Here is a 12,586-nt window from a genome sequence, read left to right on the forward strand (position 1 = left end):
TTTGGCGTTGATTTTTGGCACGCTGTTGAGTTCTCAAGGAACGGACGCTTCCTTTGTACTCACCCTCTCGGGCTTTCCTCCGGGCGCTTCCTTCGTTCTTGCGTTTCCGACTCTATCAGAGCCAGTCGCGCTTGTTTTCCGCCTTCCAGGTTCTCCGCTTTCGCGTTTTCCCTTTCCGGCGAGTCCGACTCTATCAGAACCTTTCGGGTCTGACTCCCAGTCAGCGGGGCTTGTCTTCCGGGCTGTTGGGCCCTTCCGACTCCCAGAACTCTAGTGGACTCCCCAGGCGATTCATAATCGACCTTCGGAAATTAATTCGGGCATGCCGAATTCGTTCCCGGTGGGAGATCGTGCTGAGTTGGGGTGCCGCAACGAGGCGGCGGGAGTTGTTGTCGCCAAAACCAGTTGACTCTGGGACAACTCGAAGAACCTTACGGATCGGCGAGGGGTGTGTCAACCCCTGGTTTGAAGGTCTTCTACGCGGTCCAAGAGGCGGGTCAGCATGTCGCCGAGGACGCCGCGCTCCGCGGTGGAGAGGTCCTGGAGGAGGTCCTCTTCGAAGACCGTGGCCGCGCGCATCGCGTCGAGCCACTTGCTGCGTCCCTCGTCCGTGAGCTCCACGATCACGCGGACCCGGTTGGACTCGTCGCGCTCACGGGTGACCAGGCCCTCCGACGTCATCCGGTCGATCCGGTGGGTCATCGCCGCCGGCGTGAGGCCCAGCTGCTTGGCCAGCTCGCTCGGACCCATGCGGTACGGGGATCCGGAGATGACGAGGGCCTTGAGGACCTCCCACTCCGCGTTGCTGATGCCCAGGGCCGCGGTCTGGCGCCCGTACGCGACGTTCATGCGGCGGTTCAGCCGGCTCAGCGCCGAGACCACCTTCTCGACCTGGGGATCGAGGTCCTGGAACTCGCGCTGATAGACGGCGATCTGCTCGTCGAGGCTCGGTTCGTGGACAGGCGTAGTGCCGTCGGTGTCACCCATGGCCCGAAGTATGGCACGAGCTCGTTGGCGTCTAACTCCTTCGATGTGTAGAGTTAAGCTTCGAACTTTAGGAATGAAGTCTTCAGGCTTCAGCTATCAAGGTGGTGAAAGTGACCAAGGTGATGGGCGCTGCGATGCGGCGGATCCAGGCCGGGAACGCGCTGACCGCGTTCGGCATCGGCTTCACGGTTCCGTTCCTCTACATCTATGTGGCGCAGGTGCGGAATCTGGGCTCCATGGCCGCCACGAGCGCGTTCGTGGCCTTCGCCCTGGGCGCTCTCGTCGCGCTGCCCTTCACCGGTCGGATCATCGACCGCCGTGGTCCCGTCCCGGTCGTGATGGGTGCCGCGGTGGCCGCGTCCGCCGGGGCGCTGTCCCTGGGGCTGTCCACCGGGCTCGTGCCGATCCTGCTGTCCGCTCTGGCGCTGGGCGCCGGGCAGGCCGTGATGCAGCCGGCGCTGGCCACGATGATCGTGTGGTGCTCGACCCCTAGCACCCGTACGCGGGCGTTCGCGCTCCAGTTCTTCATGCAGAACCTCGGTCTCGGCATCGGTGGTCTCATCGGCGGCCAGATCGTGGACGTCGCGCACCCGGGCAGCTTCACCCTGCTGTTCGGTATCGAGGCCGTCATGTTCCTGGTGCTGGCGGGTGTCATCGCCACCGTGCGGATGCCGCACGCGCCGAGCATCAAGGACGCCGTACCGAGGGACCCGTCGCAGGCGGGTGGCGGCTGGAAGCGGATGCTGCGGCACCAGGCCATGGTGAAGCTGCTCGTCCTGGGCTTCGTGGTCTTCTTCGCCTGCTACGGACAGTTCGAGTCGGGTTTGGCCGCCTTCGGTACCGAGGCCGCCGGGATCTCCCCTTCCACGCTCGGGTTCGCGCTCGCCGCCAACACCGGTGCGATCGTCGTGGCGCAGTTCGTCGTACTGAGGCTCGTCGAGAAGCGGCGGCGGTCGCGGGTGATCGCGCTGGTCGGTCTGATCTGGACCGGTGCCTGGCTCATCGCCGGGTTCTCGGGGCTGGGGCACGGGAGCGCCGTGATGGCCGCGGCCGCGTTCGTCACCACGTACGCGCTCTTCGGGATCGGCGAGGCGATGCTGTCGCCGACGCTCGCGCCGCTCGTCGCGGACCTGGCGCCGGAGGGTTCCGTGGGGCAGTACAACTCCGCGTTCGCGCTGGTCAAGCAGATGGCGTTGGCGCTGGGGCCGTTGGGCGTGCCGCTCGGCGCGGGTGTGCCGATGCTCTACATCGGGGTGTTCGTGGTGGTCTCGCTGGGGATCGCCTGGCTGGCGCTGCGGCTCGGGAAGCAGCTGACGCCGGCGCAGGACAACCCGTCGCTGCTGAAGGGCGCTCCGGTGGCGCCGGCGGCTCCGGTCGCCGTGGCGAAGGCCGCGGAGCCCGCTTCCGTGTAGATCGCTTCATGACGGTGCCCCCGGTCCTCTCTCGGACCGGGGGCACCGTCATGTCGTCCTTCTACTGCTTGTCGGGCTGCTTGTCGGGGAGCGCGAACTCGCACCAGACGGCCTTGCCGCCGCCCGGGGTGCGGCGGGATCCCCAGCTGGAGGCGATGGTGGCGACGATGGAGATGCCGCGGCCGGTCTCGTCGGCCGGTTCGGCGCGGCGGCGGCGCGGGAGGTGGTCGTCCCCGTCGGTGACCTCGATGATCAGGCGACGGTCGGTGCGGCGCAGCCGGAGGTGCATGGGCGGGGTGCCGTGCTGGAGGGAGTTCGCGACGAGTTCGCCGGCGGCCAGCACGCCGAGGTCGCACAGCTCGACCGGGAAACGCCAGGAGGCGAGGACGCCCTGGGCGAAGGCGCGGGCGCGCGGTGCGGCCTCGATGCCTCCGAGGAGTTCCAGGGCGGCGTTGTGGAAGAGCTCGGCGTCGGCGCCGGTGCGGGCGGGCTGCTGGAGGACCATCACGGCGACGTCGTCGTCGTGGTCGGCGTCCACGCCCAGTGCGCGCATCAGGCGGTCGCAGATGACGGACGGGGTGCCCTGGGCGCCGGCGAGGGCGCGTTCGAGGGCGGCGACGCCTTCGTCGATGTCCTCGCCGCGGCGTTCGACGAGGCCGTCGGTATAGAGGACGGCGGTGGAGCCGGGGCCCAGGGCGATGGTGCCGGAGGTGTGCAGCCAGCCGCCGGTGCCGAGCGGCGGGCCGGTGGGGTCGGCGGCGCGGCGTACGGTGCCGTGCTCGTCGCGGACCAGGATCGGGAGGTGGCCGGCGGAGGCGTACGCCAGCAGGCCCTCGTTGGGGTCGTGGACGGCGTAGACGCAGGTGGCGATCTGGCTGGCGTCGATCTCGGCGGCGAGGCCGTCGAGGAGTTGCAGGACCTCGTGGGGCGGGAGGTCGAGGCGGGCGTACGCGCGGACGGCGGTGCGCAGCTGGCCCATGACGGCGGCGGCGCGGACGCCGCGGCCCATGACGTCGCCGATGACGAGGGCGGTGCGGCCGGCGCCGAGGGTGATGACGTCGTACCAGTCGCCGCCGACGGCCGCCTCGGTGCCGCCGGGCTGGTAGGTGGCGGCGACGCGGAGGTCGTCGGGCTGTTCCAGTTCCTGGGGCAGGAGGGAGCGCTGGAGGGTGACGGCCGCCTCGCGCTGGCGCCGTTCGCTGGCGCGCAGCCGCTCCGCGGCCTCGGCGTGGTCGGTGACGTCGGCGAGGTGGACCAGTACGCCGGTGTGGGGCTCCTGCGCGGACGCGGTGTCGGCCTTGGGGAACTCGACCGGGGTGCAGGTGACCGTGTACGAGTTGCCGCCGCCGGGCGCGGTGCGGTTCTTGGCGGTACGGGGCTTGCCGCTGCGCTGGACCTGGTCGAGGAGCGGGAGCAGGCCCAGGCCGCCGAGTTCGGGGAGGGCCTCGTGGGCGGGGGCGCCGGGGGTGCGGGGGCCGAAGCCGGCGACGTAGGCGTCGTTGACGTACGCGACGCGGTGGTCGGGACCGTGGACGAGGGCGACGAGCGCCGGGAGCAGGCCGAGGACCTCGCGCACGGAGAGTTCGTCGAGGGCGGGCGCGGCCGGGAGGGGGGCCGTGCCCGTTCCGGAGACGGTGGCTTCCGCGGGGGTGCCGTCGCCCGGGGGCGCCGGGGTGTTGGTGGCGGCGCCGCGGGCTGCCGGGACCGAGCCTTCACCCCGTTTGGCCTGGGCGACGGCGTGTTCGGTCCGGGCGGCGGCGCGGCGCTGCGTTCCGGGGAACCGGGCGCTCCAGCGGGTGAAGTTCACTGCGTTCAAGCCTCGTGGTGTCGCAAGTGGTCGCTGTGTCTCCCCCGGCTGCCGCTGGGCGGTTCCCCCCAGGTCGATCGCCGGACGGTGTCACTCTGTGCAGGTGTGAGCCCACCTATGGTCACACGTCCAGTGTGGCCGACCGGACTGACAACGTCAGCTCTGGTCGTCCTTCGGCGGTTGGGGCGCGGGTGGGGGTGCCGGGTCCTTCGGGCCGCCTCCTGCCGCGAGTTCGAATTCTGCTCTGGGGTGTTCGAGGGAGCCTAGGGAAACGATCTCGCGTTTGAACAGACCTGAGAGGGTCCATTCCGCAAGAACGCGCATCTTGCGGTTGAAGGTGGGGACGCGGCTGAGGTGGTAGGCGCGGTGCATCAGCCAGGCCGGGTAGCCCTTGAGCTTGCGGCCGTAGATGTACGCGACGCCCTTGTGGAGGCCGAGGGACGCGACGGAACCGGCGTACTTGTGGGCGTACTCGGTGAGGACCTCGTCGCGCAGGGCGGCCAGGAGATTGTCGGCGAGGGAGCGGGCCTGGCGGACGGCGTGTTGCGCGTTGGGGGCGCATTCGCGGCCGGGTTCGGCGGCGGTGATGTCGGGGACGGCTGCCGCGTCACCGGCCGCCCAGGCGTGTTCGACGCCCTCGACGGTGAGGAAGGCCGTGCAGGCGAGCCGGCCGCGTTCGTTCTTGGGCAGGTCGCAGGCGGCGAGGATCGGGTGGGGTTTGACGCCGGCGGTCCAGACGACGGTGCGGGTGGGGAAGCGGGCGCCGTCGCTGAGGACGGCGACGCGGTCCTCGCAGGATTCGAGGCGGGTTTCCAGGCGTACGTCGATGTTGCGTCGGCGCAGTTCACGCACGGTGTAGACGCCCATCTCGGGGCCGACTTCGGGGAGGATCCGGTCGCTGGCCTCGACCAGCACCCATTTCATGTCCTCGGGCTTGATGTTGTGGTAGTAGCGGGCCGCGAAGCGCGCCATGTCCTCCAGTTCGCCGAGGGCCTCGACGCCGGCGTATCCGCCGCCCACGAAGACGAAGGTGAGGGCCGCGTCGCGGATCGCGGGGTCGCGGGTGGAGGAGGCGATGTCCATCTGTTCGATGACGTGGTTGCGCAGGCCGATGGCCTCTTCGACCGTCTTGAATCCGATGCCGTAGTCGGCGAGCCCCGGGACGGGGAGGGTGCGCGAGACGGAGCCGGGCGCGAGGACGAGTTCGTCGTAGGCGATCTCGATGTCGCCGGCGCCTTCCTCGGCGGTGGCGAGGGTGGTGACGGTCGCGACGCGCTTGGCGTGGTCGATGCGCTGGGCCTGGCCGATGACGATGCGGCACTTGGCCAGGACGCGGCGCAGGGGCACGACGACGTGGCGGGGGGAGATGGATCCGGCGGCCGCCTCGGGGAGGAAGGGCTGGTACGTCATGTAGGGCTCGGGGGTGATCACCGTGACCTCGGCTTCGCCGGATCTCAGCTTCCGCTGGAGCCGGAGCGCCGTGTACATGCCGACGTATCCGCCGCCCACGATGAGGATGCGCGTTCGGGGCGGGGTACCGGGGGCCGTGCCCCGCGAGTTAGCAGCCTTCACCACCCCATGACGCAACGTGGCCGGGAGTTTGTCCACAGGCCCGGCAGATTGTGTGACCGGAGAGAGCGGTGGGGCAGGTCTGTCCGGGGGTGTGGATTCGGGTGCAGGAGCGCAGGTCAGCAGGTACGGAAGAGGTGATTCCGGAGGCTTGCGGCGGAAAAGTGGGGGTGAATGCTCCGATCGGGCGGTGCTCCGTCCGGGGCTGCCCCTTCTGAATTGACTCTGGCTCAACTATGTTCGTAACTCGTCGAGGAGTAGGACCAGGGCCCCGTGACCGTGGCCCCCCTCGGCGTGAAGGCGGGGAATGTCTCCGGGGGGAGACAGATGATTACCGGGGGAAACATATGCACATTTCCGATTTCCATGGCTCTGCGACCGCTCTGTCTGCTGACAGCGGCCGCGTGATGACAGGTGCCACCACGCACGGAATGGGTCGCTCCACGCCGCTGCGTGTCGACGCCCAGCGCAACCTCGAACACGTCCTGCGCGCGGCTCGCGAGGTATTCGGCGAGCTGGGCTACGGGGCTCCGATGGAGGACGTGGCGCGGCGCGCCCGCGTCGGTGTCGGCACGGTGTACCGGCGCTTCCCGAGCAAGGACGTGCTGGTCCGGCGAATAGCCGAGGAAGAGACCGCCCGGCTGACCGACCAGGCCACGACCGCTCTGGGCCAGGAGGAGGAGCCGTGGCAGGCGCTGTCGCGCTTCCTGCGCACCTCCGTGGCCTCCGGTGCCGGACGGCTGCTGCCGCCGCAGGTGCTGCGGGTCGGCTCGGCCGCCGAGGACGGGATCGAGGAGGCCGAGGCCGCCAGGGTTCCGCACCAGCGTCAGGCCGGCGGGACCGGCGGGCCGGACCTTCGGGTCGTGGGCGCCCGGACGGCCGTCGAGGACGAGCTCTCGGACGACTCCGGCGCGGGTGCGCTGCTGGAGGTGGTCGGCCGACTGGTGGACCGCGCCCGGGAGGCGGGTGAGTTGCGTGCCGACGTCACCGTGGCCGATGTGCTGCTGGTGATAGCGACCGCCGCGCCCGCACTGCCGGACCCGGCGCAGCAGGCCGCGGCTTCGGCCCGACTGCTGGAGATCCTCCTGGAGGGTCTGCGGTCCCGCACGGTCTGAGTCGTGGTGCGGTGCGCGGCGCCCGCGGTGCGGTGAGCGGCGCGTCGTGATCCTCGGCGTGGTGACTGGCATGTCGTGATCGGCTTGGTGCCGTGATCGGCGTGCCGGCACCGGCTTGGTGCCGTGATCGGCGTGCCGTGATCCGTGTGTGGTGGCCGGCGGGCTTGGGCGGAGTGCGGTGGACCGTGTGGTGCCGCGATCCGTGTGCGGTGGGCGGCTCGGCGGGTGTCGGTGCGGTGCTCGGCGTGTGGCGGTGCCGTGCGGTGGGAGTCGTGTCGGGCTCTTCGGGTCGGGCGGCCTCGTGGACGCGGTCGATCGGTTTCCTCGAACGGTTACTCGCTCGAACGGGTGAGGATCAGCACGGCGATTCGCCGGATGCTCCTCGGATGAGTGGATGGCGGTGAGAGGGGGCCGGTGCGCCCGCGCCGTGTGCCACGCTGGATCGGTGTACCGGTTGAGTGTGCCGTGCGGGGGCTTCCGCAATGAACGTTGACGGGCGAGACGAGTCACTCGGTGGCGCCGGCGGCGACGTCGAGGCGGGCAGCCCGCCCGCCCGCCAGGTACCCGCGCAGCGCGAGCCGGACCGGCACGTCGGTTCGGGAGTCGAGGACGGTGAACTGCCGCCTTCGGACGCGGACTTGATCGCCCGGATGCGTGGGGGTGATGACGGATCGTATGAGGAGTTGTTCCGTCGGCACGCCGATTCCGTACGGCGCTACGCGCGCACCTGCTGCCGGGACGCGCACACCGCGGACGACCTGACCGGCGAGGTGTTCGCACGGACGCTCCAGGCGGTGCGGGGCGGGGCGGGGCCGGACCATTCGGTGCGGGCGTACCTGCTCACCACTGTGCGGCGGGTCGCGGCCTCGTGGGCGAAGACCGCCAAGCGGGAGCATCTGGTCGAGGACTTCGCGGTGTTCGCGGAGCAGGCGGCCACGGGGACCGAGGGCGGCGCGGGACTGGCCGGGCTCTCCGGGGACGACACCCTGGAGTGGGGCGCGGACGTTCGGGCGATGCACGAGGCGGAGCAGTCCCTGGCGATGCGCGCCTTCCGGAGTCTGCCCGAGCGGTGGCAGGCCGTGCTGTGGCACACGACCGTCGAGGAGGCTTCGCCGAGTGCGATCGCCCCGCTGTTCGGGTTGAGCCCCAACGCGACCGCGGTGCTGGCCAGTCGGGCCCGTGAAGGGCTCAAGCAGGCTTACTTGCAGGCGCACGTGAGCTCGGCGTTGGTCGAGGGCGGGGACTGCGCGCGGTACGCGGACCGGTTGGGCGCGTACGCGCGGGGCGGGTTGCGGGTGCGGGCGGAGCGGGGGCTGCGCAAGCACTTGGAGGAGTGCGTCAAGTGCCGGCTCGCGGCCGGGGAGCTCAAGGACGTCAACGCGGGGATTCCCGCGCTGTTGCCGGTCGCGGTCATCGGGTGGTTCGCCGCCGGGTACGTGGCGAAGGCGGCCGGAGTGGTGGCCGGTGGGGCCGTGGCCGCCGGTGGTGCGGGGGCTGCCGCCGCCGCGGTCGGTGGCACCTCGGCGGGAGCCGGGGCGGGGGCCGCCGGGGCCGCGGGTGCGGGTGCGGGTGGTGGGGCTTCGGCCGGGGCGGGCGGGGCGGTGGTGTCCGAGGGGCTGGGCTTGCCGGCCAAGGCCGCCATCGCCGCCGGGATCGCCGTCGCGGCGGCCGCCGGGGTGGTGTTCGCGCTGGCCGGGGACGACTCCGCGCCGCAGCCCCGGGCGAAGCCGGCGCCCGCGGTGGCGGCGCCGGCGGTGCCCGCTCCCGCCCCGCCCGCGCCGGAGCCGAGGCCGCCGCGGACGAAGGCGCCGGTGGCGCGGGTTGCCGTACCGCCTCGGCGCAGTGCCGCGCCCACGCCGCCGCCGGCGCCGAGTCGGGCGCCCTCGGCCAGGCCGTCGGCGTCGAAGCCGCCCGTCGTGCGCCCGACGCCGAAGCCCTCGCCCACCCGGAAGCCGCCGAAGCCGTCGGCTCCGGCGGTGCCCGCGCCGGCTCAGGGGTACGCCCTGGCGCGGCTCGGGCACTCCGCGTACGGGAAACACACCGGACCTGAACTGCGGACCTGGGCGGGCAGTTGGATGTGGCAGCGCTGGGGGTTGGAGGTCGGCGGGCGGCGGTTCGCGCAGGGCATCACCGTCGACTCCCGTTCCTCGGTGGAGATCGACCTCAACCGGCAGTGCGCGAGCTTCTCCGCGCGGGCCGGGATGGACGGTCTGGCGCTGCTGACGGACGCCGAGGTCCGGTTCTCGGTGTACGGCGACGGGCGGCGGCTGTGGCGGTCCGGCGCCCTGGGGTACCGCGACGCGCCCGCCCGGGTCGAGGTGTCGCTCGCCGGGCACAAGACGATGCGCCTGGTGGTGGAGCGGGTCGGGCCGGGGCGGCTGCCGGCGTTGGCGAGCTGGGCCGACGCGGTGATCAGCTGCTCTTGAGCAGGGCCGCGACCTCGGGCGGGGTCAGTGCGGCGCCCACCGCCTCCTCCGCCGCGGAGCGGGTGGGGCCGAGGAGGGTGCGGGCCCGTTCGGGGAACCCGTCGAGGAACGTCTCCTCGGGGACCGAGCGGGGGTGTCCCGAGCGCCATGCGGTGGCCGCCGCGAGGACCCGCAGGGCTTCGCCGGGCCGGTCGGTGGCGGCCAGCAGTCCGGCCGCGGTCTCGGCGAGGGCGGCCAGGACCCGTTCCGCGCAGTGCGTGGAGATCGCGTCGGCGAAGGCGGGCCCGACGCCGGCGAGCGCGGCCCGCGGGCCCTGGTCGTGGGCGACGAGGAGGGCTTCGATGTTGTCGAGCCCCGCGATGAACTGCGGGGGGACGCCGGCTCCCTTGGATTCGGCCCGGGCCACGACGTACTCGGCGCGGGCCTTGGCGAAGTCGCCCCGGTAGAGGGCGATCATCGAGGCGAGCAGGCGCGCGAAGGCCCGTACGTCGTACACCCCGCCGTACTTGCGCGACTCCCGGTCCGATGCGGCCAGGAGGCGTTCGGCGCCTTCCATGTCGCCGGAGCAGTAGGCGGTCTCCGCGATCCGGGCGATGGCGAACGGCGCCTCCATGTGGGCGCCGACCTCGCGGGCGAGGCGCAGGCACTCCTCGTACTCGATGCGGGCCCAGTCGTACTGGCCACGGGACAGGGCGACCTCGCCGGCGGCACTCGACACCTGCGCCCGCGTCCAGCGGTCGCCGACGCGGTGGGCGATCTCCTGGAGTTCGACGAGGTCGGCGTCGACGGTGTGCAGGCCTCCGGTCATGTCGATGGCGACGTGGGTGCGGAGCATGAGGATGACGCCGAGTTCCCAGTCCCCGCCGTGTCGGCGGCAGTTCTCGACGGCCTCGTCGAGGTCGGTGTGGAAGTCGAGGAGGTCGCCGGTGAGGAGGGCGGTCGTGGGCCACAGGATGCCGGGAAAGGTGTTGGTCTCCGGGGAGCCGTGGCGGAAGGTTTCCTTGATGCGGCGGGCGAGCGCCCGGTACTCGGGGCTGCGGAATTCCTCGGCCTCGCTGGATTCCGAGCGCAGGAACATGTGGAGCACCCGCAGGCTCAGGTGGGTCCCGTACGCGGGTGAGCCCTCGGGCGGTTCGGTCGGGGTGAGGGCGAGGACCCGGTCGGTCCACTCGGCGCCCTCCACGCGGTAGTTGCGCAGCCACCAGAACCAGCCCAGGGCGAAGACCAGGCGTTGGGCGGTGTCGGTGTCGCCGTCCCGCACGGCCAGGTCGAGGGCCGCGCGGAGGTTGTCCAACTCGATCTCGACGCGCCGGATCCAGGGCAGTTGGGCGGCCGTGCGCAGCAGGGGTTCGGCTTGCTCCGCGAGGGCGAGGAAGTGCGCGGCGTGGCGCAGGGCGGTCGTGCGGGCCTGCGCCGGCTCGTCGGCGGCGCGGGAGATGGCGTACTCGTGGATGGTTTCGAGCATCCGGTACCGCATGCCGTCGGGCGTGGGCTCGGCCAGGACGAGGGACTTGTCGACGAGGGAGCCGAGGACGTCGGCCACGTCGAGGGCGGGTTCCGCGCAGACGGCCTCGGCGGCGGTCAGGTCGCAGCCGCCGGTGAAGACGGCGAGGCGGCGCAGGACGGCGCGTTCGGGTTCGCTGAGCAGGTCCCAGGACCAGTCCACGACGGCCCGCAGGGTCTGTTGGCGGGGCAGGAGGGTGCGGGATCCGCCGGTCAGGAGCCGGAACCGGTCGTCGAGCCGGTCGGCGATCTGGCGCGGGGTGAGCAGCCGCAGCCGGGCGGCGGCGAGTTCGATGGCGAGCGGAAGGCCGTCGAGGCGGGCGCAGATCTCGGCGACGGCCGCCGGGTCGTCGTGCGGGGTGAACCCGGGCCGGGCGGCCGCCGCCCGGTCGGCGAACAGTCGGTGCGCGGGGTCGGGCGGCAGGGGCTCCACCGGGCGCAGCACCTCGCCGGGGACACCGAGGGGTTCGCGGCTGGTGGCGAGGACACGGATGCCGGGGCAGTGGGCGAGGAGCCGGTCGGCGAGGTCGGCGGCCGCGCCGATGACGTGCTCGCAGTTGTCCAGGACGAGGAGCAGGCCGCGGTGGGCGCAGTGGTCGATGAGCAGGGTGGTGGGGTCCTCGGCCGGTGTCTTCTCGCGGGCGACCAGGCCGTTCTCGCGCAGGCCGAGGGCGCTGAGCACGGCGCCGGGGACGGCCGCGGGATGGTCGAGGCGGGCGAGTTCGACGAGCCAGCCCGGTTCCGGGTGGTCGGCCGCCGCGTGCTCGGCGAGGCGGGTCTTCCCGGAGCCGCCGGGGCCGATGAGGGTGACGAGGCGGTGCCGGGCCAGGTCGCCGTGGAGGGCCTCCAGGTCGGGCTCGCGGCCCACGAAGGAGGTGAGGCGGGGGCGGAGGTTGCCGCGCGGGGCCTCCGGCGGTTCGGGGGGCGCGGTGGGTTCCGGGGGCGGGCGCAAGAGTTCCGCGTGCAGGGCGCGCAGGACGGGGCCGGGGTCGGCGCCCAGGCCTTCGGCGAGGGTGCGGCGGGTGCGCTCGTACGCGGCGAGGGCGTCGGCGGGGCGGCCGGCGGCGCGCAGGGCGCGGAGCTGGAGCGCGCGGAGGGGTTCGTCGTACGGGTGGTCGTGGATCAGCGCGTCCAGCTCGGGCAGCAGGGACGTCGGGTCCGCGGCGCCGGCCCGGAGCTCGGCCTCGACCCGGGCGCGGCGGGCGGCCGTACGGAGGGCTTCCGGGGCGGCGGCGTGAGCGGAACGGGCGGGCTCGGGGAGGTCGGCGAGGGCCGGGCCGCGCCAGAGGGCGAGGGCCTGGCGGAGGGTCGCGGCGGCGGTGGCGGGGGACGTCGCGGGATCGTCGAGCCGGCGGACGCCCTCGTGGGCGAGCCGGGTGAACCGGTGGAGGTCGACGTCCTCGCGGGCCGCGACGAGGCGGTAGCCGCCGGTCGGGTCGGCGAGGACGCGGTCGCGCGCACCGAGGGCGCGGCGCAGCCGGGACACGAGCGCCTGGAGGGCGGCGGGCGCGTCCCGGGGCGGGTCGTCGCCCCACACCTCGTCGACGAGGTCCGCCACGGTGACGGCGAGCGGGGAACCGGCGCGGAGCGCGAGGGAGGCGAGGAGGCCGCGGAGGCGGGCGCCGCCGATGGGGAAGGGGGCCTGGGAGTCGTCGCGGGCCTCGGTGGGGCCGAGGATTCGGTACTGCACCGGGCAATTCTGCCCTTCCCCTGGCCGGGGTGGGTGGGGATTTGTGGCGGGACCGGGGCGGTGCCGGGGGCGGGGGT

7 protein-coding genes are annotated in these 12,586 nt (G+C 72.7%); 3 read left to right on the forward strand and 4 right to left on the reverse strand.

What is annotated here, in order from left to right:
- Positions 1 to 453 precede the first annotated feature (453 nt).
- Positions 454 to 987 (reverse strand): MarR family winged helix-turn-helix transcriptional regulator, encoded by a 534-nt coding sequence (locus OTB19_RS39220; protein WP_267803571.1) that lies wholly within the window; start codon positions 985 to 987, stop codon positions 454 to 456.
- A 110-nt stretch (positions 988 to 1,097) separates the two neighbouring features.
- Between OTB19_RS39220 and OTB19_RS39225 the strand changes: the two genes are divergently transcribed.
- Entirely contained in the window at positions 1,098 to 2,399 is a 1,302-nt protein-coding gene (locus OTB19_RS39225) for an MFS transporter (RefSeq protein ID WP_392893809.1), read from the forward strand.
- A gap of 61 nt (positions 2,400 to 2,460) precedes the next feature.
- On the opposite strand, the gene OTB19_RS39230 is transcribed toward OTB19_RS39225, so the two are convergent.
- Both OTB19_RS39230 and OTB19_RS39235 read right to left on the reverse strand, forming a co-directional pair.
- Positions 2,461 to 4,206 carry an ATP-binding SpoIIE family protein phosphatase gene (locus OTB19_RS39230; RefSeq protein ID WP_267803577.1) on the reverse strand — a complete coding sequence of 582 codons (1,746 nt, stop codon included), beginning with the start codon at positions 4,204 to 4,206 and terminating at the stop codon, positions 2,461 to 2,463.
- A gap of 156 nt (positions 4,207 to 4,362) precedes the next feature.
- Entirely contained in the window at positions 4,363 to 5,781 is a 1,419-nt protein-coding gene (locus tag OTB19_RS39235) for an NAD(P)/FAD-dependent oxidoreductase (RefSeq protein ID WP_267803572.1), read from the reverse strand.
- Between the two features lie 341 nt (positions 5,782 to 6,122).
- On the opposite strand from OTB19_RS39235, the gene OTB19_RS39240 reads away from it, so the two are divergent.
- Positions 6,123 to 6,890, forward strand: a complete 768-nt coding sequence (locus OTB19_RS39240; RefSeq protein WP_267803573.1) for a TetR/AcrR family transcriptional regulator — start codon at positions 6,123 to 6,125, stop codon at positions 6,888 to 6,890.
- A gap of 482 nt (positions 6,891 to 7,372) precedes the next feature.
- Positions 7,373 to 9,316, forward strand: a complete 1,944-nt coding sequence (locus OTB19_RS39245; protein ID WP_267803574.1) for a sigma-70 family RNA polymerase sigma factor — start codon at positions 7,373 to 7,375, stop codon at positions 9,314 to 9,316.
- Here OTB19_RS39245 and OTB19_RS39250 read toward each other — a convergent pair.
- Positions 9,303 to 12,509: a BTAD domain-containing putative transcriptional regulator gene (locus OTB19_RS39250; RefSeq protein ID WP_267803575.1), complete on the reverse strand. Its 3,207-nt coding sequence runs from the start codon at positions 12,507 to 12,509 to the stop codon at positions 9,303 to 9,305. The genes OTB19_RS39245 and OTB19_RS39250 overlap by 14 nt on opposite strands.
- Positions 12,510 to 12,586 lie beyond the last annotated feature (77 nt).

It is taken from the genome of Streptomyces sp. H27-H5 (assembly GCF_026627505.1).
GTDB lineage: Bacteria > Actinomycetota > Actinomycetes > Streptomycetales > Streptomycetaceae > Streptomyces.

Bases quoted from the DNA above. Each gene is read 5' to 3' on its own strand.
- OTB19_RS39220 (WP_267803571.1), bottom strand. From the start codon at position 987: ATGGGTGACACCGACGGCACTACGCCTGTCCACGAACCGAGCCTCGAC.
- OTB19_RS39240 (WP_267803573.1), top strand. From the start codon at position 6,123: ATGCACATTTCCGATTTCCATGGCTCTGCGACCGCTCTGTCTGCTGAC.
- OTB19_RS39245 (WP_267803574.1), top strand. From the start codon at position 7,373: ATGAACGTTGACGGGCGAGACGAGTCACTCGGTGGCGCCGGCGGCGAC.